Genomic DNA, 23,801 nt, shown 5'->3' on the forward strand with positions numbered 1-23,801 from the left:
TTTTATTGGGCTTAAGAATTTGGATTTCTGTTTTTCAGCGGAAATTTTAGTTTGAAATTACTGTTAATCATTTTGGGATGGCAAAGCAATTGGATATTTTAGAGGATGTTAGTCAATATTTGATATAAAATTCCAGGGATGAAAAAAATGGTGCTGTTAATTGTGCTTGCGATTTTTGCAATAGTAGCACTCCTGTATTTCTTGTTCAAAGACAACTCCTATTTATCCTTCAATGATTCAAAAAAGACTTATGAAGTATTGGAAAAATGGGAACTGCCGGAGGAGCTGGATGAAATCTCCGGGATGAGCTGGATAGGAAACGGAAAAATTGCATGTATCCAGGATGAAGACGGGATTATTTTTATATACGATTTAAATGTCCATGCAATTACTTCACGTATAGAATTTGGGGATAAAGGAGATTACGAGGCTGTAACTTTAAATGGAAGTGACGCTTATGTAATGCGTAGTGACGGGCATATTTTTGAAGTTGAGAATTATGCTAATAGGAACTTTACTGTGAATGAATATCAAACTCCCCTGGAGGATTATGACATTGAAGGCCTGGCATACGATAAAGAAAATAACAGGTTGCTTATCACCGTAAAGGATGTTCCCCATGAGGACCAGGATTATAAAGGCGTTTACGCCTTTGTCCTGGAAGGAAAAGAATTTATTCCAGAACCAGTTTTTAAAATTAACACCAATGATCCAATTTTTAAGGGAATTAATGGCCGTGGCTCTCAAAGGATTATTCGTCCTTCTGAAATTGAGAAAAATCCGCTTACCGGAAACTGGTATATTCTCGAAGGCCATCAGCCAAAACTAATGATTCTTGATGCTAAAGGGGAAGCAAAGCAGGTGCATTTACTTGATCCGGAGGTTTTTCAGCAGGCAGAAGGCCTCACTTTTAGTCCGGATGGGACCATGTATATTTCGAACGAAAGCAGGCGTGCCCCTGCAAATATTCTGGAGGTAAAACTGGATACTGAATAGGTTTTTCGCTTTTTCTTCAGCTCTAAAAGTTTAGGAAACAATTTTGAAATTTTCCACGATATTAAACTTCAAATATCTAATTGAATTTAGGACGTATTACATAAAAACCAAAGAACGAAGAAGAAAAACAACTATGATAAAAAGAGCGGTATTTTTGATAATTTTTGGACTGCTTATAATCTCAAAGACAGCAGGATCTGCAGCTTCTAATGGAGATAGGAATTTGAAGAGTGAAGTTGAGATTGTAAATAAATTTGCTGATTATTCCATAATAAAAAAATGGGAACTGCCGTACGAACTGGAAGAGGTTTCCGGAATTACCTGGTTGAGCAATGATAAAATTTGCTGTATTCAGGATGAAGACGGGATTATTTTTGTTTATAATCTCAAGACTTCCACTATAGAAAAAGAAATTGAATTTGCCGGGGATGGTGATTATGAAGGTATTACCGTAGACGGCAAAAATGCCTTTGTGGTAAGGAGCGACGGAACAATTTATGAAGTCAGAGATTTTCTTGAAGGTGAACCTGAAGTAGATAAAATCAAAACCGGATTGACCAAAAAGCAGAATATTGAAAGCATTTGTGTGGATAAATTAGGCCACCGGCTGCTTCTGGGGGTAAAAGACGAAGAAAAGAATTCCGATAGATACAAAGGAATTTATGCTTATGATCTTAAAAATGATCATTTTCAGGATAAGCCTTTATTCCGCATAGATATGAAGGATGAAGTTTTTGATGAAATAGACGAGGACGATCCTGAAAAAGTGATGAGCCCTTCAGGCATCGCCATTAATCCTGAAAGCGATGAATTTTATATTGTGGACGGGAGAAGACCAAAAATCCTTATCATGTCTCCAGATGGAAATGCAGAGAGGATTATATTCCTGGATGAAGATGAGTTTGCACAGCCCGAAGGAATTACTTTTAGTCCTTCAGGAAAATTGTATATTTCCAACGAGGCCAGTGGCGGTATTCCAAATATTTTAGAAATAGAGATCCGGGAAAAGGACAAGAAGCAACAATAAATTTATGGCAGATAATCAAATTGAAACGGCATCGGTAAAAAAGAGTAAGAAGCCTTTATACATCTCACTGGCACTTGTGGCAGCCCTTATTCTCAGCTATTTTTTTATACCAGGCGTTCAAAATTTCTTTAATGAAGCCTGGAATGTTTTAACCAGTGATGATCAGGATCGTATTCAGGACTGGGTAAATGATTTTGGCTGGTTTGGTCCGGTAATTCTTATTCTTACCATGATTGCACAAATGTTTCTTTTGGTGATCCCAACTATCCTGTTAATGGTGGTTTCTATTCTTGCATATGGTCCTGTTTGGGGAAGTGTGATAGTTTTCGCGGCTGTGTTCTCCGCTTCTTCAGTAGGATATTTTATAGGAAGATATTTTGGGCCGGTGATTGTGGAGCGGGTAATTGGCCATAAATCTGAGAAAAAAGTAGCCGATTTCCTTGATGACTACGGATTTTGGGCCGTATTTATCACACGCTTTAATCCTTTTCTTTCCAACGATGCCATAAGTTTTGTGGCGGGGGTATTAAAAATGGGCTACTGGAAATTTATAGGGGCGACAATGGTAGGAATCGCACCGCTCATTGGTTTTATTGCAGTTATTGGCCGCAGCACGCAGGGATTAAAAACCGGGTTGTTATGGGGATCTGTTGTAAGTTTAATTTTATTCGGACTTTATATCTGGTGGGATAAAAAGAAAAGAAAGAAAAAGGATTAATTGCAGTTTTTAGTTCCTAATTCTCATTTTGTTATATTGAATGTTGGATTGTTCAATGTACTTTCTCAACTTTCACCTATTTAAATTCCGAACTCCGAACTCCGAACACTGAACTACAAATGACAAAACTTCCAGCTTCTCATTCTTCACTTTTCACTCCTTTTGTAAATCAGCGGCGACAGCCTGTACTTCATCCAGCACCCTAAGCAGGTTTTCTCCCCAAAGTTTGGCAATTTCCTCTTCGGTATAGCCTCTTTTTACCAGTTCGATGGTCACATTTAAAGATTCTGAAGCGTCACTCCAACCCTCAATTCCGCCGCCGCCGTCAAAATCGGAGCTAATTCCTACATGGTCTATCCCAATCAAATCCACCATATAATCAATATGATCTACAAAATCCTTTACATCTACAGGAGGAACTTCTTGTTTTAATTTTTTCAACCCGGGTTTTGCAGCAACGGTTAGTTCATTATAATTTTCTCTGTACAGGTTTCTCTGCTCTTCATCCATTTTTCTGATACTGTCACGGCTAAGAATTTTAAAATTTAATTCTTCTGCTTTTCTGTTATACAATTTATCTTTGGCGGCATTAAAAATGCTGTCCTTTTCAGTATTGATATAAGAGCTGAAGGCCACCGTTTGTACCACGCCGCCATGCTCTTTAAACAACATTAAAAGCTCATCATCAAGATTCCTGCTATGGTGCCCAAGGACGCGGGCTGAAGAATGGGAAGCTATAAGTGGCGCTTTGGAAAGTTCAAACATCTGCTTGATCGCTTCTTTTGAAGGATGGGAAACATCAATCATCATCCCAAGGCGGTTCATTTCTGCAATCACTTTTTTTCCCAATTCGCTTAGCCCGTTATGTACCCATACATCGTCTTCTTCCCCCGTGTTAGAATCGCTTAATTGGCTATGGCCGTTATGGGCCAGGGACATATACCTGGCGCCCAGATCGTAGAACTGCTGCAGCTTATCCATGTCTTCTCCCATGGGATATCCGTTTTCCACTCCAATCATCACAACTTTTTTACCCTGATTGACCAGCGCCCTCACCCCTTCAGAAGTAGTGGCGAGGCCAACTTTTTCCGGGGCCAGTTCGTTTACCAGTTTATGAATAGCGATAAATTTAAGCATCGCATTGGCATAAGCTTCTTTGTAACCCACATTGGTCAAATCACCCTGCCCCGTGTACACCACCAGCCAGGAAACATCCATCCCGCCTTCTTCCATTTTTGGCAAATTTACCTGGGTATCCAGGTCCATCGTGTAATTTTTTTTATTGGTGAAATTGGCTATATTAATATCGTTGTGGGTATCTATGGTAATTACTTTTTCATGAATTTTTCTGGCTTTTTCAATAATTTCTTCTTCGGAATTTTGAGCCAAGATAACAGCCGGTGTCAGGAGAAAAATAATGAGTTTAAAGAATCGTTTCATGTTATGCTGAATTTTAGAGTCCTGAAAATAGGCATAATTTTTTAATTTTTGCCAACTGTATCTGCCCACACAATATCCCAGCAAGAATCTTGTGATCTATAGGCATACCGGTAATTTTAAATGTACTTTTGCAGCCAACGAAATATCCTGTTGAAGCACTTTTTGAGCATATTATTATTGGTTTGCTTTGCGCTGCGCCCTCTTTATCAACTAGCTAATATTACCTATTACCAGCTAAATATAAATTATATTATTCAGAAGTATTGCGTGAACAAAGATAAACCGGCCATGCATTGCAACGGGAAATGCCATCTTAACGATCAGCTGGGCAAATTAGATAATACTAAAAAATCCGGTAAACCTGCCATTAGCGAAAGTTTCCTACCGGTTTATTTTCAGGAGCCCTTTTCTTACCCAATACATCTGCAGATTGCTGCTATTTTGGATAAAAACTGGAAAAACCTGATGCTTTCCTGCAAAAATTATTCTGGAGATATAGAACACCCGCCTAATTATTTAGTGTAAATATTAATCGATTGTTATTCAATATCAGGTGAAATACCGGCTTCTTGCTTCGTTTATTTCACCCTAATCCAATTTTAGTAAAAAATGAAAAAATATATATTGGCATTAGCATATACGCTAATGTTTTCCGGGTTATCCTTTGCCCAAAACGAACCTGTTCAAAATGATAATATCTTATGGACTTCAGGCAGGCCAGACGGGCATGCGCCAATTTCTGTAATGGGAGATCATGTACATCATAAAGGGGAATGGATGTTTTCCTATAGATTTATGTACATGAACATGCAGCATATCAACAGCGGAACTCATGAAATATCCGCCGGCACCGTCCTTGAAAACTATATGGTTTCCCCGGAAGAAATGAGCATGAAGATGCATATGCTGGGAGCAATGTATGCTCCGTCCAGTAATCTCACCCTTATGGCCATGGCGAACGTGGTTTCGAATGAAATGGACTTGATACCCCGAATGGGAGAGGATTTTAGAACGGAATCTTCCGGCTTTGGAGATATAAAACTCTCTGGCTTGTATAGTTTGTTCAACAGGAACAGGCAGAGCATGCACGCTCAGTTGGGAATTTCGCTCCCAACGGGCAGTATTGATGAAAAAGATGTTACCCCTGCATCAGCTCCTAATGAAATGTTCTTGCCATATCCCATGCAAATTGGCAGTGGTACTTTTGATGGTGAAGCCGGCCTGACTTACCTGGCCCAGGGAAATTTCCTTTCTTTTGGTAGCCAGTTAAAAGGATTGATTAGGTTTGGTGAAAATGATAATGGCTATCGTTTTGGGAACCGCTATCAACTGAATAACTGGATTGCAGGGAAATTAACCAACAGCCTTAGCATTTCCGCCAGGGTGGAGGGCTTGATCATAGAGGAAATAGAAGGAACTCAGCCAGGGCTTAATCCTATGATGGTTCCTGCGGCAAACACTGCTAATTCCGGGGGAAAATATATAAATTCAGGCTTGGGCGTAAATATGGTTATCCCATCCGGCTCACTGAGCGGCCTTAGATTTGCCATGGAATATGAGTTCCCGTTGTACCAGGATTTGAATGGCCTTCAGCTGAAAAATAACAACAATATTATTTTTGGCGTTCAGTACGCTCTTCATTGATATCAGCTAAAAAATGAATGGAAAGGTTCGCCTCTGGCGGGCCTTTTTCGTTTTAGAACAATAACATACAGAGACAAAAAAACTTGATTAAGCTATTGCTTTTTCTACTACATTTGATTAAAATTTCAATTCCTGAATGAATAAATATATTGTGGTTAACCATCCCGAAAACTGGGAGGTTCTTGCTGAAAACGTGGAGATTATTTCCGCACAGTCTTACTTAACCCACCCTGAATATTATAAAATTAAAAAAGCCCGTATCTTTAATCTTTGCAAGGATTATTCTTATCAGAGCAAAGGTTACTATGTTTCCCTTTTAGCCGAAGCGCGTGGCCATATGGCTATTCCCACTGTAAAAAACATAGTGGACCTTAGAGAGCCAAAACTTGTGAAAATTGTTTCTGAAGAATTTGATGCTGTAATCCAGAAAGGCCTTAAAAACATCAAATCTGCAGAATTTACCCTTAGTATTTACTTTGGACAGAATGTGGCCCAAAAATATAAAGAACTCAGTTCCCTTTTTTACAGGCATTTTCAGATTCCATTTTTGCGGGTAAACTTCGTCAGGACCAATAAATGGAACATCAAAAGCATAAAAGCTATTTCTGAAGCTGAAATTCCTGCAGACCATAAGGAAAGTATGTATTATTTTGCCTCCCAGTATTTTTCCAAGAAACGCTACGACACTCCCAGGCAGAATATAGCTGAATATGATTTGGCTATTCTGGTGCAGCAAGGAGATCCTGCGCCCCCAAGTAATCCCAAAGCAATAAAACGCTTTGTGGAACTGGCTGAAAAGATGAATTTTTATGTGGAAGTGGTAACGCCCAAAGATTTATCGCGCCTTTCGGCATTTGACGCTTTGTTTATCCGCCAGAGCACAGAGGTAAATAACGATGCCTATGCTTTTGCCCGTAAAGCCCAGCAGGAAGGAATTGCTTTGGTAGATTATCCCGATGCCATTCTTAAATGTTGTAATAAGGTTTTTATGGCTGAAGCTTTGGAAAACGCCGGAATTGCCACTCCAAAAACCGTTATTGTTCATAAGCATAATAAGCACCAGGTTCTTGAAATTACCGGATTGCCAGTGGTTTTAAAATCTCCTGATTCCACTTTTTCTTTTGGGGTAAAAAAAGCTGAAACTAAGCAGGAGTATGAGGAGCTGGTACAGCAAATGCTAAAAAAATCAGACCTTGTAATCGCACAGGAATTTTCTCCTTCAGAATATGACTGGCGTATAGGAATCCTGGACAATAAGCCTTTTTATGCCTGCCGTTACTATATGGCCAAAGGGCACTGGCAAATTTATAACTGGGACGCAGAAATAAAAGATGATCAGGATGGGAATGCAGATTGCCTGCCAATAGAAAAAGTGCCTCCAAAAATCCTCGATCTCGCTTTGAAATCGGCTAAATTAATGGGCATGGGATTGTACGGGATCGACATTAAAGAAGTGAACAAAAGAGCGATGGTAATTGAAATTAATGATAACCCTAATATCGACTTTGGAGTGGAAGACGCTTATTATGGAGATCAGGTTTACATAGAAATTCTTTCAGCATTAAAAAACCGGCTTAAAAAAGGCGAATCATGAGTTATCATTTATTTGAAGTTTTTGGGATAGAGCTGGAATATATGCTCATTACTTCAGAAACCTTTAAAGTAAATCCGGCAGTAGATAGATTGTTTACCCAAAAAAATGGCAGTCTCACTTCAGATGTTGAAAATGGCAAAATCGAGTGGAGCAATGAACTGGTGGCCCATGTGGTGGAACTAAAAACCAATGGCCCCACCGGGGACCTGGAAAATCTGGATGAACTTTTTGCTGAAAATATAAAGGAAATAAACCTTTTGCTGAAGCAATCTGGATCTGTGCTTTTGCCTTCTGCAGCGCACCCGCTGATGCTTCCAGAATCTGAAACTGTTCTTTGGCCTCATAATTATAGTAAAATTTATGCTTTATATAACCGCATTTTTGACTGCCGCGGGCACGGCTGGAGTAATGTACAGAGCATGCACATAAATTTACCTTTTTTTGATGATGCCGAATTTGAAAAACTTCATGCGGCAGTAAGGCTTTTATTGCCAATTATTCCCGCCTTGAGCGCGAGTTCTCCCATATTTGAAGGAAAACCTACAGGATTTTTAGACAGCCGAATGGAAGTTTATAAGACCAACCAAAAAGAGATTCCACAGATGGCTGGGAAACTTATTCCGGAGCAGGTTTTTAGCAGAAAAGAATATTTTGAGCGAATTTTTGAGCCCATTAATGAAGCCATTAAACCACACGATTCCGAAAACATTCTTGATCATCATTTTTTAAATTCCCGTGGAGCAATCGCGAGGTTTGACAGGAATGCCATAGAAATAAGGGTTATTGATATCCAGGAATGTCCAAAAGCCGATCTTGCCATAGCAGTTTTAATTATTGAAAGCCTCAAGCTTTTGGTTAGTGAGGAATTAATCGCCCTGCAAGACCAAAAGCAATGGCATGAAGATGATTTATTTGCTATCTTTAATATGGTGGTGAAATATGGGGAAAATGCAAATATCAAAAACATCGTATTTCTTGATGTTTTTGATATACATAAAGAATGCAGGGTAATGGAAATCTGGAAAAAATTGTATGAAAGAACACGTTCCAGAATTTCAGAAAAACATCGGGAGAATATTGAATATATTCTTGAAAACGGGAGTCTTTCTACCCGAATATTAACTGCTCTGCAGGAGGATTTTTCCGAAGAAAATATCAGGAAAGTATATATGCGAATGGGAGATTGCCTGAATGAGAATAAATTTTTTACATGATGAAACTGGTACTCACCTGTGAGCATGCTTTCAATACCATTCCGGGGGAATATTTAAAATATTTTTCGGGTGCTGCCGCAGTATTAAATTCTCACAGGGGCTATGATCCAGGCGCATATGATCTTTTTAAAAAATTAAGTGATCTTTCTGATTTTGCCATTTATCAGAAAAGCGGCCGGCTTCTGGTGGAGGTAAACCGTTCTCTGGATCACCCGCAACTTTATTCAGAATATACTGCCGGGCTTAATAAAGTGGAAAAGGAATTGCTGCTTAGCAACTATTATTTTTTGTACCGGAATACCATTGAAGATAAAATTGATGAATTTATAGAGGAAAAGGAGAAGGTATTTCATTTGTCCATACACACTTTTACTCCGGAACTGGAGGGAGAAATACGAAATGCTGACATAGGAATCTTATTTGATCCGGAAAGAGCTGAAGAAAAACAGGTTACAGAAAATCTGAAAGAAAAATTGGAGGAGGAAAATTCACAATATGTCATCAGGTACAATTATCCCTACTTGGGAACATCTGATGGTTTCACCACCTGGTTACGGCAAAAATTTCCTGAGCATTACTGCGGAATTGAACTTGAGATCAATCAGAAATTCGTGGAGGAAAATAAAATGGATGAGAAAATAAAGCAGCTGGTTTTTACAAGCGTGGAAGAATGTTTAAAAAAATCCTGAATAAAATATACGGTTTCAAAAAGCAAATCTATTCCAGGGAAAACCTGGACATTAACTTTTTGAAACCGTCACTTTACAAATAATCACTAAAACTTTCCGGCTAGCGCAAGACCACTAATGTATTCATGAGCATACTGGGAAAAACCTTCAAACTCAAATTACTTTTTTCCGCCATTCTTAAATTCAAATCTAAATTTAAATAAGAGTGGAGGAGACGGTAATTTCGGTTTTTAAAAGCTTGGAAACCGGGCAGTTTTCTTTGGCTTTTTTTACCAGTTCTTCAAATTTGTCTTTTTCAATATCTGGTACAGTTGCTTCAAGGATAAGATGTGATTTCGAAATTTCCCCGTTTTCAAAAGTAATCTCACTTTTGGTTTCTAGCTTATCGGCTGTAAAACCTTCTTCAGCAAGAAAGGCAGACAACTGCATGGAAAAACATCCGGAATGCGCAGCACCAATTAATTCTTCAGGATTGGTTCCTTTTCCATCCTCGAACCGGGTTTTGAAGGAGTATTGGGTGGCGTCCAGCACACCGCTTTCTGTAGATAAAGTTCCTTTACCTTCTTTCAGATTTCCTTTCCAGACTGCTGTGGCTTTTCTTTTCATAATATATATTTTTGATTCACCTTAAGATACACAGAGCTTTGATGGATTTCAAATAATTATAAAAACCTTAACCACTGCCCATAAAAAACCCTGTACTAGAAAATACAGGGCTTACTTTTATCTACTTTTAGTGCAGATTATTTAATCTCTACAACTTCCAGGTCAAACACAAGGTCTTTTCCTGCAAGCGGATGATTTCCGTCTACTACTATAGTATCTTCTTTTACGTCTTTAACCACGAGGTTCATTTCTCTTCCATCAGGGCTTTTTGATACAAGTCCCATTCCAACTTCCGGCTTAATATCTTCAGGTAGCTGGCTTTTTTGAACTTCCTGTACAAGCTCTTCTCTCGGCTCTCCGTAAGCTTCCTCTTTTGGAATATTTATAGTCTTTTTCTCGTTCACTTGCATATCGATAAGGCCTTTTTCAAAACCTGGGATTAACTGTCCCTGACCAAGAGTGAATTCGATAGGCTCACCTCTTTGTACCGAGCTGTCAAAAACCTGTCCGTCAGTTAGTTTTCCAGTGTAATGTACCTTTACCGTGTCATTCTGTTTTACTTGACTCATAGTTTTATTTTACAATTATAAAATTGGCTTCTCGTTAATTTTCAGCCATTTAATTTTGCAAAGGTACATTTATCTCATGGACTTCCAAACCTCCGAAAGTTTTATGCGGAAAAGTTCTCTAACATTAACTTTTTTCTATAAAATCAGGGCATATTTTAACAATGTTGAAAAATTTTTCTGTAAATTAACTGATTAACAGGCTTAAGCAATTGTTCAGAAGCCACTTAGAAAGATTTCATAGGTAAACATCAATCCATAAATAATTAACGTTCAACTTATTATAGCTATATCGATTTAGTATGAAAGAAAAAAATACCTCCGGTACCAATTCCAGAAGAAAATTTATTAAGAGCACTGCCCTTGCCGCGGCTGGAATAAGCATTGTTCCCCGGCACGTCCTTGGAGGCCCGGGGTTCTTGGCTCCCAGTGATAAACTGGTGGTAGCCGGGATTGGCGTAGGAGGCAAAGGGGAAAGTGACCTTCACAATTTTGCGAAAACAGGAAAAGCGGACATTGGATTTCTCTGTGATGTGGATGATAGAAGAGCTGCCAATTCCATCGCCCGTTTTCCTAAAGCGAAATATTACAAGGACTTTAGAGAAATGCTGGATAAGGAGTCTAAGAATTTTGATGCCGTTTCTGTTTCCACACCAGACCATAACCATGCTGTGCAAGCCATGGCGGCTATGGATTTGGGTAAACACGTTTATGTTCAAAAACCTTTAACGCATGATATTTATGAAGCCAGAAAGCTTACAGAAGGAGCTGAAAGAAATAAGGTTGTTACCCAAATGGGAAACCAGGGAGCCTCAGGGGATGGCGTAAGAAAATTGCAGGAATGGTATAATGCAGGATTAATTGGTAAAGTACATACTGTCTATGTGTGGACAGACCGCCCTGTATGGCCACAGGGAATACCATGGCCGGAAAATGGAAATGCAGCTGTTCCTAAAGAACTGGACTGGGATTTATGGCTGGGAACTGCTCCCTATAAAGAATATATAAGCGGACTCGTACCTTTTAACTGGCGCGGCTGGTGGGATTACGGTACCGGTGCATTGGGAGATATGGGTTGCCATCTTATTGAACCGGCCTATAGTGTCCTGGACTTAAAATACCCAAAAGATGTACAATGTAGTGTGGGAAGTGTTTATGTGGATGAATTTCAAAGAGGATATTTTCCCGAGAGTTGCCCGCCTTCCAGCCATGTTACCATGACCTTCCCTGAAAGTGAAAAAACAGATGGAGATCTCACGCTTCACTGGATGGACGGGGGAATTCAACCTTCCCGTCCTGAAGAACTGGGGCCAAATGAAACCTTTGGAGATGGTGGGAACGGAGTGCTCTTTATAGGAACAGAAGGAAAAATGATGTGTAGTACCTATGGCAGGAATCCAAGATTGTTGCCAACTTCCAGGACAGAGGAAGTTAGTGTGCCACAAACAATAGAAAGGGTTCCCGGTGGGGAAGACGGCCATTACGGCCAGTGGGTGGAAGCAGCTATTGCCGGGTATGGAAAGAAAAAACTTAGCTCTCCTTTTGAAATCGCCGGCCCTTTAACTGAAACCTTATTAATTGCCAATCTCGCAATTAGGGGAGTGGATATCAGAACTGAGTACAAAAGGGATAACGGGGATATTGCCTATAATTATCCCGGGAGAAATATCCAGATGATCTGGGATGCTGAAAATATGAGGGTGACCAACCTGGAAGAAGCCAATAAATTTGTAAAGCGGGATTACCGTGAGGGCTGGACATTATAAAAGTTAAAAATGAAGAAGCTGAAAAACTGTTTAAAAACCTATTATCTGAGGTTACTTCCAATCTCAGTGGGGGTTTTTATGCTGAATGGTTTTTCAGCTTGTGATTCAAAGAAAAACCACGAGCCAGATGTGAACTGGGATACTCTGAGTGTTACCGTTTCTGCTTATAATTCTCTTCATTACCAGGCAGAAGGGGATCCAAACATCACCGCCTGGGGAGATACTTTAAAACCCGGGGATAAAGCAATTGCTGTTTCCAGGGATCTTATGAGAAAGGGCCTTGATTATAACACAAGGGTGAAAATTGAAGGTTTTGAAGGAGAATTTCTGGTGAAGGATAAGATGCATTACCGCTGGAAAAATAAGATTGACATCTATATGGGAGAAAATGTGAAGAAGGCGAAGAAATTTGGAAGAAAAAAACTGGAAATCGTATATGCTGTAGAAAATGATACGCTTCAGGAAGAGGGTTCTAAAAAGTAAATCTGCTGATAAAAATTTCGGTTAAGTGGGATTTTTGTTATTTTACCTGACTAATAACAGCAAAAATCACAATTTTTCCATGAAGTTTACTTTCTGTTTTCTTAGCCTGTTCTTTCTTTATAATTTCTCATTTGCAGCTGTTCAGGATTCAGTTCAGGCCCCGCAGAAGTTAACTATAGGGATTACAGAAGCCCCTCCATTTATTCATGAGGAAAATGGAGAGTTTTCCGGCCTCAGCATTTCTTCCTGGGAAATGGTTAATGAGAAACTGGATACGGAATATGAATTTAAAACTTACAGTTCGCTCACAACTTTACTGAAGGCGGTAGAAAACAATGAGGTAGATTTCAGCATTAACCCCATTACCGTTACCGATAACCGGATGAAAGTAATGGATTTTTCACAGCCTTACTTTATTTCCCACACCGGTATAGCAAAAAGAAAAGAATCGCATATCTGGAGCTATATCCGCAATATTGTGAGCTGGAATTTTATTTCTGCCATTCTTATCCTGGTTGGGGTTATTTTTATTTTTGGCTTTCTGGTCTGGATTTTTGAACGGAAACATAATGAAGAAGAATTTGGCAACAGTCCCAAAGGAATTATGGAAGGTTTCTGGTGGAGTGCCGTTACCATGACCACGGTGGGTTATGGAGACAAATCCCCGCGAACAACAGGCGGGAGGGTTGTTGGATTTATCTGGATGTTTATGGCCATTATCATGATTTCCAGCTTAACGGCAGGGATTGCTTCATCTCTAACCGTAAGTACTATAAATGATAAGATCTCATCTGTTCAGGATCTGGAAAAATTTGAAGTCACCACGGTGGCAAATTCAAGCTCACAGGAATTTCTGGAACTTTATAACATAAGCAAAGAGACAGTTTTATCAGAAGAGGAGGGGATTGATGATGTTTTAAATAAGAAGACCTCACTCTTTGTTTACGATGTACCCATGCTGAAACATGAAATCGAGCAACGGAACCTACAGGATGAAATAGAAGTGCTGGAGAAAACCCTAAAGAAGGATTATTACAGCTACACTTTTCCCAAAGATTCTCCTCTGCTCAAGAAAATTAACCCGGCTTTGGTGAGTATTCTTAAAACGATGGAATGGAACGTTCTGGTGGAAGATTATAAATAATTATGAGCCAAGTCCAAGGTAACCAAGTAGGATCCATAAAATAATAAAAACGACTATAATTCCTATACAACCGCAGCCGCCACCAAGCTTTTTTGCACCCCATCCCGCCAGGATCGCTCTAATGATGTTTCTCATTGAAGATTATTTTCAGGTAAAATTAATTAAGAATATGAGCGGAAGTAATTCTTTGGCAAAACTTTACCTATAATTTTTTGAAAAACTAAAACTCACATTATGTAACTTAATAAAAAAAATTCTGTTAAAGTAGAATATCACCTCCTTCCATGCCCAGGAGAGTTTTTGTAAATCCGGGCTCAGGGAGCGAGGGCCTGGAAGTTGAGAGCTCAGCGAAAATTGCTAAATTTAATTATCGAAAAAAGTTCGGTAATATTTTTTATATTGGAAGTCAAAATCAGCTGATATAGCCCACTATATTTTATATGTCTGGCTGTAGTATCAATTAAACTAACAAACCTATCCATCATTTTATGGAAAACACGAACAAGCATAATCACAGCACCGAAGACTATATTGTAGAAGACAATAAAAAAACCCGGTTTGGCGGTACGTTTATCGCTATTATTCTCATTATCTTAATAGCGGCTGTGGCCATAACCGGCGTCTTTCTGGACCTTTGGTAAACCTATTCTTTAATCTCATTCATTAGCAGGAAGGCCTTATTTACATATTCTTTTTCCAGGAAAATAGCAAAATAGTTGGAGGTGGAAATCATTTCAAAAACCGGTATCCCTTCATAAGCCAGTAATTTGAAAATATAAAAATACATTCCCACGCTTTGTGAACTATTCTGCGGAAGCGCAATAGTAATAGAAGATAATTCGTCTTTGACTGAAACCCTTATTTCGCTCCTAAAACATTCTTCTACAAGCCCAGTAAGGGAAGAAGAAACTAAAATGTTGCTCTCCTGGTAATTGCTTGAATAGTTAAGATACACGCCGGTTTTATCTTTTACCGCTTCCAGCAGCCTTGCTTTATTGGCAATTATAGTATTGGAATTTAAAAAAGTATATTCTGTAATACCGGACCGCACCACAATATCTCCTAAATTTCGCAAGGCTTTCATATTAACCTTACTTCGTTTAGGTGCGTAGCGGCGCAAAGCCATGATAATGGAACCCTGTTTTACCGGCTTCCTCATTTCCTTTTCCACCTGGGGTTGTATATCTGCCGCCAGTCCGCTATAGTTTATAATATCCCGGGCCATGGCATCGTCAAGAAAAGGCTGGTGCTTAATAATGTTGTGGACACAGGTGGTGATCGTCTTCATGTTAAATATTGTACATTTTGTGTAAATGTATGTAAAATGGAGCTTTTTATTTGGAGATAATAGGATAAAAACTAATTATGCAGCATTAATTTTTTGATGATGAGAGTATTAAAATTTGGAGGAACATCTGTAGGTTCTGTTGAAAGTATAAGGAACGTAAAGAATATAGTTCTTTCTCAGCCCGGCAAAAAATTGTTGGTATTATCAGCCATGTCTGGGGTTACCAATGAGCTGGTGAAGATATCAGATAATATAAAAGCAGGAAATTCAGAAGATAACAAGGCTATTATTTCTGAACTAAGGATAAGGCATGAATCTACCATAAAAGAATTAATTTCTGATGCTGAAGTTCAGCAGGAAACACTGCTTCAGCTAAATAAAATTTTAGCCCAGCTTGAAGCTACGGCTAAAAAGTCCCATTCTGAAACGCTCTATTCTGAAATTGTCACTTTTGGCGAAACGATGCTTACCACTATTTTTTCACAATTTCTAAGGAGTGAGAAAATCGAAAACCAATGGCTGGATGCAAAAACCTTTATGCATGTAAGCAACTTGGAAAATCCGAACACTAAAATAGTCGGGCAACTATTTGAGAAGGTGACCGGCAGTATGCCTGAAAATGAAATTTATATCACCCAGGGCTTTGTTTGCATAAATAAGAAGAATGAAATCAGCACTCTAAAAAGGGGAGGCAGTGATTATACGGCCACCATTCTTGGCGCATCTGTTAATGCTGAAGAAGTGCAGATTTGGACAGATATTGATGGTTTTCACAACAATGATCCACGACATGTTGAAAATACACACAGGATTTCTGAACTAAGTTTTGAAGAAGCGGCAGAGCTTGCTTATTTTGGAGCGAAAATTTTGCATCCGCAAACCATTTCCCCGGTTATGGATAAAAATATTCCTATTTATCTGAAAAATACTTTTACACCGGAATCTCATGGAACGCGAATTTCTCCTGAAGTAGGCCATAAGGGGCTAAAAGCGATTTCAGCAAAAGATGGCATTACAGCGATAAAAATCAAATCTAACCGCATGTTGATGGCGCACGGGTTTCTTAGAAAAATATTTGATGTTTTTGATAATTACGAAACTGCCATAGATATGATTACCACTTCAGAAATCGCCATTTCCCTTACTATTGATGATGACAGGAACCTGGACGCTATTCTGGCTGAGCTCGATTCTTACGGAGAAATTACGGTAGAGAAAGAGCACAGCATTATTTGCGTGGTGGGAGAATCTGTAATTGAAGATAAACACACCTACAGGTTATTTGAACTTTTAAACGATATTCCAGTAAGGATGATCTCCTATGGTGGCAGTAATAACAATATTTCTCTTTTAGTAGCTACCCAAAACAAAGTAGCCACACTTAAAAAATTAAACGAAAAGCTTTTTGAAGCTTCAGTTAATGCTGAAATGGTTTAAATTTTCTGTTAGCGTTCATTCATTCTTTTAAATGGATGTTCATTTTTGCGTAGTGTAAACCGCCGGCCTTTAGTTGGCGGTTTTCTTATTTTTCTCTTCAATATACCTGGACATAAAATAAGTGCTTTTATGAAGATGATGTTTAAGCATTGCCCCGGTGAAATTTCTTTTTCTATGCTCAGGCAAATTTTTGCCTGATTTCTCCAGGCATTCTTCAAATTCCTTTTCAAAATAATCTTTTGAAAAGCGCTGGTTAATAATCCTGAAGCCATTTTGCTGATGCTCCTCCCACAGTTTTTTATTCTGATATATTTTCACGGCTTTATTGGCAAATTCATCAGGTTTATCTTCAATGAAACCCGGCCATGGCATTTGGCCGGCAATTCCTTCAGCCCCAATAGTTGTGGTTACCGTTGGGGTGCCACATTGCATCGAATCAATAAATTTTCCTTTTAAACCCGCCCCAAACTGAAGAGGAGCAAGGCATATTTTTGCTTTTTTCATTACTTCTGAAGCATTTTCAGCACGGCCTTTTACTATAAATCCTGAAGCAGGATGATGAAGTTCCAGTACTTTTTGCGTTGGATAAGCTCCGTAAATATGAAGTTCAGCTTCTGGCAATTTTTGCCTTATGAGCGGCCAGATTTCTTTTTTTAGCAGAAAAACAGCGTTCCAGTTAGGTTCATGTTTAAAATTACCGATGCTTAAAAAATGATTCCTGGCATCAAAACCTGACATACTTTGGATTTCTTCTTCAGAAATATGCGGGAGCAGAAAAGGTAAATATACCAGCAGGTTTTCATCAATTTTAAAATCTGTAATCAGCAAGTTCATTTCAGCTTCAGAAATTATAAGGGAAAGGTCGCACCGGTAAATAGCGGCGATTTCCCGTTTGGCAAGATCAGATTCAAAATAGAGCTCTTCGGGTGAAATTTGCTTTTTCCAGGCCTTCATCCGTGATTCCCTTAGAAAATGAAGGTCTTCTGTATCTAACACCTTCAGCGCGTTCGGACAAAATTTGTCAACACGCCAGCCAAATTGTTCTTCCATCATAAAGCGGTCAAAAAGCACAATTTGAGGCTTTAGCTTCAGCACAAATTCATCAAAAGAGGGGTCATTCAGCTTAATTTTTTCCGTAGAAATATCCATTTCATCTAAACCTGCCATAAAAGGCGTGACTGCCGCAGTAGTAGCAAAAGTTATTTCGTAATTATGGGATTTAAAGAATTGTAGTAACTGCATCATCCTGCTTCCCGCCGCAGACGAACCTGGTTCTGGCCATACATATCCTATTACCAGTAACTTTTTATATGTGCGCATTAGTCTGAAAATATGAGATTTCAAAATTAGGCATTTAAAACCAGCTCTTAAATTTCTCTCCGGCTTTACATTTATTCTCAGGAAAATTTGATTAACTTGTTAAATTCATATTCAAACAAAGCATGAGCAGAGGATTTGTAAAAGAAGAAGACCAGGAAGAAGCGCCCATTATTCCGCCAAGAGCAGCCTTGCCCGCCGGCGCCACTAATTACGTGACGCCAGCAGGAATGCAGCAACTGCAGGAAGAGAAGAAGGAACTGGAACAGGAACGGGCTTCCCTTAACATGAAAGATGAAACGGAAAAAAGAAGGGCTCAGGCAGTGATTGATGGAAAATTGAAGCTTTTGAACGAGCGTATTAATTCTGCGCGTGTATTGCAACCAAAGGAACAGGCACAGGACGAGGTGAGGTTTGGAGCTGAAGTGGAATACCTGGACCTGGATAAAAATCAGGAGCAGAAATTCCAGATTGTAGGAGTGGATGAAGCAAATGTGAAGAACAGGAAAATTGCCTTTGTAGCACCAATCGCCAGGGCGCTTACCGGTAAGAAAGCAGGGGAGACGGCAGAATTTAAATTAGGCCCAGAGGTGAGGAAACTTAAAGTACAGAAGATTAACTATAATTAGTAAAATATTATGCAGGTTTATATTGTAATGGGAGTTTCGGGAGTGGGTAAAACCACTATTGGCCGGCTTTTGGCAGAAGAACTAAATTTACCTTTTTATGATGCCGATGATTTTCATCCCAGCATTAACCGTGAAAAAATGAAGAACGGCATCGCCCTGGAAGATAGTGACCGTAAAGAATGGCTGGAGAGCCTTGCTTCAAAAATTTCGGAATGGGAAAAGGGAGAAGGTGCCGTTTTGGCCTGTTCTGCTTTAAAAGAAAAATACCGCGTACAACTGCAGTCGGTACCCAAAGAACATATCACCTGGATCTTTCTTCATAGCGAATATGAAGTTATACACAAACGGCTTTCAGCCAGGAAAGACCATTATTTTAAACCGGAATTGCTTAAATCCCAGTTCGATACGCTGGAAATGCCAAAATATGGCTTTCATATAAATGTAGATGGTTCTGTTGAAGAAATTATGGCTTCTATTATGGCTAAAATTAAAGGCAGTAGCAAAGCCCCTGTAGGGCTTATTGGCCTTGGCGTAATGGGTAAAAGCCTTGCGATTAACCTTGCCACAAAGGGAGTGGATGTTTCGGTATTTAACAGGCATGTGGAGGAGCTGGAAGTAGATATTGCCAAAAATTTCGCAACCGAAAATAAATCAATCTACGATTTCCCATGGTTTGATAATATGGAGAAATTCGTAAAAAGCCTGGAGCGGCCACGGAATATGATTCTAATGGTAAATGCTGGCCCTGCCGTAGATATGGTAATTGAAAGTCTGCTGCCATTTTTGGAAGAAGACGACCTGATTATAGATGGGGGGAATTCCCATTATAAAGATACAATTAGAAGGGAGAAAGAATTAAAAGAAAAAGGAATCATCTTTATGGGAGCCGGAATTTCCGGAGGGGAAGAAGGTGCCAGGAAAGGCCCGTCAATTATGCCCGGAGGCTCAGACCAGGCTTACAGTAGGGTAGGAGGCACTTTGGAAACCATAGCTGCTAAAGATAAAAATGGCGACCCTTGTTGTACCCATGTTGGGCCAAACGGAGCAGGGCATTTTGTGAAAATGCTTCATAATGGCATTGAATACGGGGAAATGCAACTTATAGCCGAAGCTTATCATTTAATGAGGTTTGGAGCCAAGGCCAAACCTGAAGAAATAGCTGCAGTTTTTGAAAACTGGAACCGGGAAATGAAGAGTTTTCTTCTGGAAATTTCCGTGGATATTCTAAGGGAAATGGAAGGTGATGCTTTTCTTATTGATAAGATCCTGGATGCCGCCAAGCAAAAAGGTACAGGTGGCTGGTCTACCAATGCCGCACTGGAACTTGGAGTGCCATTAGATACCATAACGGCAGCAGTTTTGGCCAGGAATATTTCTGGAAGAAAGGCCGAAAGACAAAAAGCCATGGAAATCTATGGAAACAGCCAGAAGCAATTTACCACTGTGGAAGAAATTTCTAATGAACTGTTCAAAGCTTATAAAGCCGGGAGCATTATTAACCATGCGGTGGGTTTTGATTTGCTTTTGGAAGCTTCTTCTGCCTATAATTGGAATCTCAATTTATCAGGAATCGCCCGCATCTGGACCAATGGCTGTATTATCCGGTCACAACTGATGCAGGATTTAATTGATGTTTTAAGAGATACTCCTTCAGAAAACCTTTTAATGAATGAAAAAATTTCAAATAACATACAAGATTATCAGCCACATCTAAGTAAAATTGTAGGTAAAGCTTTGAATTCTGGATTTCCCATGCCGGTTATGTCTTCAGCAATTAATTACCTTCACAATTTCACTTCTGCACAATCTTCAGCAAATATGATTCAGGCACAACGGGATTTCTTTGGCGCACATACCTATGAGCGTACCGATAAGCCGCGGGGAGAATTTTTTCATACAGAATGGCTGGATAATTAATGGATATACAATTACTTTCTGCAGTTTTAATTGGTATTGCGCTGTTACTTTTCCTTATCCTAAAGGTGAAGATACAGGCTTTTCTGGCGTTATTAATTGTATGCATAGCGGTTGGCATTCTTGCCGGGATGCCGGCATCAGACATCCTGGAGACCATGAGGGAAGGCATGGGGAGCACCCTGGGATTTGTAGCCACAGTAGTAGGCTTGGGTGCCCTGTTTGGGGGAATCCTGGAACAATCTGGTGGGGCAAAAAGATTAGCTTCTTACCTGCTGAATAAAACTGGGGAGAAGAACGCACCCTGGGCCATGATGGTTACAGGTTTTGCGGTTGCCATCCCGGTGTTTTTTGATGTTGCCTTTATTATTCTCGTTCCCGTTACTTATGCCTTAAGTAAAAGAACGGGTAAATCTTTGTTGTTGTATGCCTTGCCATTACTTGCCGGCCTTGCCATTACTCATGCTTTTATCCCTCCAACACCAGGGCCTATTGCCGTGGCAGACATCCTTGGGGCAGATCTTGGATGGGTGATTGTTTTTGGGTTTATAGCAGGAATACCTGCCGCCATTATTAGCGGACCCTTATTTTCAAAATATATATCGAAAAGGATTTTTATTGCACCAGATGTATTTGAAGATAAAGATGATTATGACGAAAATGCGGCGCCATCACCAGGCCTTATTATCGCCATTATCTTTATCCCAATACTATTAATTGTTATCAATACACTCGTGGGAAGTCCGCTTTTGGAAAGCACAGCTATTCCGGAAAGTGTGTTGTACATTATTGCTCTTGTGGGCCATCCATTTTCAGCATTGATAATAGCCAATCTCATCGCCTGGTATTTTCTTGGGGTGAGGCGGGGAATGCAAAAGGAGTATTTATTGGAAGTGGCAACAAAATCATTTCAGGCTGCCGGAATAATTATCCTTCTTACCGGAGCTGGCGGCGCTTTTAAACAAATCCTTATTAACACAGGGGCGGGAGAAATGATTGCAGAAGGCTTAAACAACAGCTTTTTTAACCCTGTGATCTTTGGGTTTATAGTTGCCGCATTGGTAAGGATCCTCCAGGGTTCTTCTACGGTGGCTATGATAACCGCTGCAGGAATTACATCTCCTGTACTTGCGGGAGACATTTATTCCATAAGCCAGGTTTCCGTAATTGTAATAGCCATTGCAGCCGGTGCATCAGTATTATCTCATGTAAACGACAGTGGTTTCTGGCTGGTGGGCCAGTATCTCAACTTAACCGAAAAGCAAACCTTCAGGTCCTGGACGGTAATGACCACTATTATAGCTTTTGTAGGATTGGGAATGTCACTGCTCATGTGGTATGTGGTGTGATTTTAGTTTGCAGAATCCTGCTTTCATTTAAAATGGATAAAATTCTGTATCTTTTCAAAAAAGTCATATGCAAACTACTTACACTACCTCGCTTAATCTAAAACAAATTGATATTGGCCTGCTAATTTTCAGGATAGGAATATCGGCCTTAATGCTGGCACACGGAGTGCCAAAACTTATTACTTTTTTTGGGGAAGAAGAAATTGCCTTTATGGACCCGGTGGGCCTTGGGCAGGTAACAAGCTTTACTTTTGCGGTTTTTGCTGAATTTGTTTGCGCTATCCTCATTATTCTTGGGTTTGCTACGAGATTGGCTAGTATTCCTATAATAATTACCATGGCAGTAGCGGCTTTTGTTGTTCACGTACCAGATGGTTGGGGAAGGCAGGAATTGCCACTTTTATATCTTATTTGTTTCTTACTGCTTCTTGTTACCGGGGGCGGAAAATACTCGCTTGACCATTTTTTCCTTATAAAAAGGAAGAAGTAAACCCAGGCTTCTGTTTTAAATTTTGTTTAAGGGAATTTTTTCCATAAATATTCTATTTTATAAAAAAGATGTGAAAATGAAATTAGTACGGAGAGAATTTCTTAAAAAAGCCGGTGCTTTCTCGGCCTCGGGATTGTTACCTTCAGGCATTTTAAATTTTGAGTCCGGAGCAGAAAAACAGGAAACTTCCAGTTTTCTTATTAAAGATGCCCGGGTAATTTCTATGGATGCTGAAACCGGCTATCTTGAAAAAGCTTCTGTTTTAGTTGAAGATGGAATAATTAAAGAGATTTCTAAAAATGATGCCGATTTTCCTAAAAACCTGGAGGTAATTGAAGCTTCTGGTGCTATTTTAATGCCGGGCCTTATTGACAATCACTGGCATTTATGGACATCTTTATTAAGAAGTATGGCTGGGGATACAAAGGAAAATGGATATTTTAAAATGACAGAACGCTTTAGTAAGCTCTATACGCCGGAAGACATGAAACTTGCTGCGGAATATGCCGCCGCTGAAGCCATAAATTCTGGTATAACCTGTGTAAACGATTTTAATCATAATGCCCGTAGCCCTGAATTTGTAATGGCAAGTTTTGATGCCCTGGCCAAAATGGGGATAAGAGGGCATGTTGCTTATAGCGGCTACCGGGATTTGTCATCAAATACTCCCACTGATTGGGACGGCATCAGGCAGGTTTATGAGCAAATCTCCGGGAATAAAAAATATCATAATATTAGCCTGGGGCTCGGAGCACGATCTGTAAATTCTCCTTTTCTTGAAGAAGACTGGCAAAAGGCAAGAGAACTGGGATTGCCAATTACAATACACATAAACCAGGAAGGACATATCGAAAAATTATATGCCAAAGGTTTATTAGCCCAGGATGTTAATATTATACATGCTAATGTTGTTACCGATGAAGAGATTGCCAAAGTAGCACAATCGGGAGCTTTTATTACCATGACGCCTTATACTGAAATGCGGATAGGTTTCGGATTTCCGCAAATTAACAGGTTTAGAAAGGCAAATGTGAACCTGGGAATAGGAATAGACACCACTGCACTTTCAGGAAATGCTGATTTATTCGGGGTGATGAAAGTACTTCAAAATATTGCAAATGCTGAAGCCAGGAGTGAATTTGAACTTCTTCCGCAGGAATTGCTGAAGATGGCGACCATAGATGCCGCAAATATCCAGAGAATTCAGAATAAAACCGGTTCTATTACGCCTGGAAAGCAGGCCGATTTAATCTTGTTGCGAAAAGATGACCTCAATTTCTCTACCGGCAATATGCCTTATCATTTAGTAACAGAAGCAGCCCAACCAGAGAATGTGGAATTTGTCTCCGTAAGTGGAAAAATTTTAAAAAGAGACGGTGAACTTGTTGGAGCTAACAGAGTACAGCTGCTTGTAAAGGCAAAAGAAGCTTTTAACCGCTTCTCTAAAGAGCTTAAGCAATAAAAAAAGGAGGAAACTGCAATTCCTCCCT

24 protein-coding genes are annotated in these 23,801 nt (G+C 39.6%); 18 read left to right on the forward strand and 6 right to left on the reverse strand.

The window, feature by feature from the left end; genetic code table 11:
• Nucleotides 1-138: 138 nt before the first annotated feature.
• The 3 genes from RM553_RS02835 (at nt 139) to RM553_RS02845 (ending at nt 2,741) form a co-directional block, all read left to right on the forward strand.
• Nucleotides 139-996 (forward strand): SdiA-regulated domain-containing protein, encoded by an 858-nt coding sequence (locus tag RM553_RS02835; protein WP_311533468.1) that lies wholly within the window; start codon nt 139-141, stop codon nt 994-996.
• A 133-nt stretch (nt 997-1,129) separates the two neighbouring features.
• Entirely contained in the window at nt 1,130-2,023 is an 894-nt protein-coding gene (locus tag RM553_RS02840) for an SdiA-regulated domain-containing protein (protein ID WP_311533469.1), read from the forward strand.
• Between the two features lie 4 nt (nt 2,024-2,027).
• On the forward strand, nt 2,028-2,741 hold the full coding sequence (locus tag RM553_RS02845; protein ID WP_311533470.1) for a TVP38/TMEM64 family protein: 714 nt from the start codon (nt 2,028-2,030) through the stop codon (nt 2,739-2,741).
• Between the two features lie 153 nt (nt 2,742-2,894).
• Here the strand turns inward: RM553_RS02845 and RM553_RS02850 are convergent, their stop codons facing one another.
• Entirely contained in the window at nt 2,895-4,181 is a 1,287-nt protein-coding gene (locus RM553_RS02850) for a dipeptidase (RefSeq protein ID WP_311533471.1), read from the reverse strand.
• A 267-nt stretch (nt 4,182-4,448) separates the two neighbouring features.
• Between RM553_RS02850 and RM553_RS02855 the strand changes: the two genes are divergently transcribed.
• The 5 genes from RM553_RS02855 (at nt 4,449) to RM553_RS02875 (ending at nt 9,322) form a co-directional block, all read left to right on the forward strand.
• On the forward strand, nt 4,449-4,706 hold the full coding sequence (locus RM553_RS02855; protein WP_311533472.1) for a hypothetical protein: 258 nt from the start codon (nt 4,449-4,451) through the stop codon (nt 4,704-4,706).
• Between the two features lie 84 nt (nt 4,707-4,790).
• Nucleotides 4,791-5,825, forward strand: coding sequence for a transporter family protein (locus RM553_RS02860; protein WP_311533473.1), 1,035 nt, complete (start codon nt 4,791-4,793; stop codon nt 5,823-5,825).
• Between the two features lie 136 nt (nt 5,826-5,961).
• On the forward strand, nt 5,962-7,419 hold the full coding sequence (locus RM553_RS02865; RefSeq protein WP_311533474.1) for a RimK family ATP-grasp domain-containing protein: 1,458 nt from the start codon (nt 5,962-5,964) through the stop codon (nt 7,417-7,419).
• Complete coding sequence (locus tag RM553_RS02870) at nt 7,416-8,633, forward strand: carboxylate-amine ligase (protein WP_311533475.1); 1,218 nt, start codon at nt 7,416-7,418, stop codon at nt 8,631-8,633. The genes RM553_RS02865 and RM553_RS02870 overlap by 4 nt, the downstream gene beginning before the upstream one ends.
• Nucleotides 8,630-9,322, forward strand: coding sequence for an N-formylglutamate amidohydrolase (locus RM553_RS02875; protein WP_311533476.1), 693 nt, complete (start codon nt 8,630-8,632; stop codon nt 9,320-9,322). The genes RM553_RS02870 and RM553_RS02875 overlap by 4 nt, the downstream gene beginning before the upstream one ends.
• Nucleotides 9,323-9,517: 195 nt before the next feature.
• Here RM553_RS02875 and RM553_RS02880 read toward each other — a convergent pair whose 3' ends face one another.
• Both RM553_RS02880 and RM553_RS02885 read right to left on the reverse strand, forming a co-directional pair.
• Nucleotides 9,518-9,928 carry an OsmC family protein gene (locus RM553_RS02880; protein WP_311533477.1) on the reverse strand — a complete coding sequence of 137 codons (411 nt, stop codon included), beginning with the start codon at nt 9,926-9,928 and terminating at the stop codon, nt 9,518-9,520.
• A gap of 137 nt (nt 9,929-10,065) precedes the next feature.
• Nucleotides 10,066-10,497 carry an FKBP-type peptidyl-prolyl cis-trans isomerase gene (locus RM553_RS02885; RefSeq protein ID WP_311533478.1) on the reverse strand — a complete coding sequence of 144 codons (432 nt, stop codon included), beginning with the start codon at nt 10,495-10,497 and terminating at the stop codon, nt 10,066-10,068.
• A gap of 299 nt (nt 10,498-10,796) precedes the next feature.
• Between RM553_RS02885 and RM553_RS02890 the strand changes: the two genes are divergently transcribed.
• From RM553_RS02890 to RM553_RS02900, 3 genes are all read left to right on the forward strand, one after another.
• Entirely contained in the window at nt 10,797-12,260 is a 1,464-nt protein-coding gene (locus RM553_RS02890; RefSeq protein ID WP_311533479.1) for a Gfo/Idh/MocA family protein, read from the forward strand.
• 9 nt (nt 12,261-12,269) lie between these two features.
• Complete coding sequence (locus RM553_RS02895) at nt 12,270-12,743, forward strand: 3D domain-containing protein (protein ID WP_311533480.1); 474 nt, start codon at nt 12,270-12,272, stop codon at nt 12,741-12,743.
• Nucleotides 12,744-12,822: 79 nt separating this feature from the next.
• Nucleotides 12,823-13,887 carry a transporter substrate-binding domain-containing protein gene (locus tag RM553_RS02900; RefSeq protein ID WP_311533481.1) on the forward strand — a complete coding sequence of 355 codons (1,065 nt, stop codon included), beginning with the start codon at nt 12,823-12,825 and terminating at the stop codon, nt 13,885-13,887.
• Here the strand turns inward: RM553_RS02900 and RM553_RS02905 are convergent, their stop codons facing one another.
• Complete coding sequence (locus RM553_RS02905) at nt 13,888-14,022, reverse strand: hypothetical protein (RefSeq protein WP_311533482.1); 135 nt, start codon at nt 14,020-14,022, stop codon at nt 13,888-13,890.
• A gap of 353 nt (nt 14,023-14,375) precedes the next feature.
• Between RM553_RS02905 and RM553_RS02910 the strand changes: the two genes are divergently transcribed.
• Nucleotides 14,376-14,528: a hypothetical protein gene (locus tag RM553_RS02910; protein ID WP_311533483.1), complete on the forward strand. Its 153-nt coding sequence runs from the start codon at nt 14,376-14,378 to the stop codon at nt 14,526-14,528.
• A 2-nt stretch (nt 14,529-14,530) separates the two neighbouring features.
• On the opposite strand, the gene RM553_RS02915 is transcribed toward RM553_RS02910, so the two are convergent.
• Nucleotides 14,531-15,175, reverse strand: a complete 645-nt coding sequence (locus RM553_RS02915; protein WP_311533484.1) for a hypothetical protein — start codon at nt 15,173-15,175, stop codon at nt 14,531-14,533.
• A 99-nt stretch (nt 15,176-15,274) separates the two neighbouring features.
• On the opposite strand from RM553_RS02915, the gene RM553_RS02920 reads away from it, so the two are divergent.
• On the forward strand, nt 15,275-16,612 hold the full coding sequence (locus tag RM553_RS02920; RefSeq protein ID WP_311533485.1) for an aspartate kinase: 1,338 nt from the start codon (nt 15,275-15,277) through the stop codon (nt 16,610-16,612).
• Between the two features lie 69 nt (nt 16,613-16,681).
• On the opposite strand, the gene RM553_RS02925 is transcribed toward RM553_RS02920, so the two are convergent.
• Nucleotides 16,682-17,932 carry a glycosyltransferase gene (locus RM553_RS02925; protein ID WP_311533486.1) on the reverse strand — a complete coding sequence of 417 codons (1,251 nt, stop codon included), beginning with the start codon at nt 17,930-17,932 and terminating at the stop codon, nt 16,682-16,684.
• A gap of 122 nt (nt 17,933-18,054) precedes the next feature.
• On the opposite strand from RM553_RS02925, the gene RM553_RS02930 reads away from it, so the two are divergent.
• The 5 genes from RM553_RS02930 (at nt 18,055) to RM553_RS02950 (ending at nt 23,773) form a co-directional block, all read left to right on the forward strand.
• Nucleotides 18,055-18,558 carry a GreA/GreB family elongation factor gene (locus tag RM553_RS02930; RefSeq protein WP_311533487.1) on the forward strand — a complete coding sequence of 168 codons (504 nt, stop codon included), beginning with the start codon at nt 18,055-18,057 and terminating at the stop codon, nt 18,556-18,558.
• 9 nt (nt 18,559-18,567) lie between these two features.
• Nucleotides 18,568-20,475 (forward strand): NADP-dependent phosphogluconate dehydrogenase, encoded by a 1,908-nt coding sequence (gene gndA, locus RM553_RS02935; RefSeq protein ID WP_311533488.1) that lies wholly within the window; start codon nt 18,568-18,570, stop codon nt 20,473-20,475.
• Nucleotides 20,475-21,821, forward strand: a complete 1,347-nt coding sequence (locus RM553_RS02940; RefSeq protein WP_311533489.1) for a GntP family permease — start codon at nt 20,475-20,477, stop codon at nt 21,819-21,821. The genes gndA and RM553_RS02940 overlap by 1 nt, the downstream gene beginning before the upstream one ends.
• A 67-nt stretch (nt 21,822-21,888) precedes the next feature.
• The gene (locus tag RM553_RS02945; RefSeq protein ID WP_311533490.1) at nt 21,889-22,311 is read left to right on the forward strand and encodes a DoxX family protein; all 423 of its coding nucleotides are present in this window, start codon (nt 21,889-21,891) and stop codon (nt 22,309-22,311) included.
• Nucleotides 22,312-22,387: 76 nt separating this feature from the next.
• Nucleotides 22,388-23,773: an amidohydrolase family protein gene (locus RM553_RS02950; protein WP_311533491.1), complete on the forward strand. Its 1,386-nt coding sequence runs from the start codon at nt 22,388-22,390 to the stop codon at nt 23,771-23,773.
• Nucleotides 23,774-23,801 lie beyond the last annotated feature (28 nt).

The organism is Autumnicola tepida (assembly GCF_031846485.1).
GTDB classification, from domain to species: domain Bacteria; phylum Bacteroidota; class Bacteroidia; order Flavobacteriales; family Flavobacteriaceae; genus Autumnicola; species Autumnicola tepida.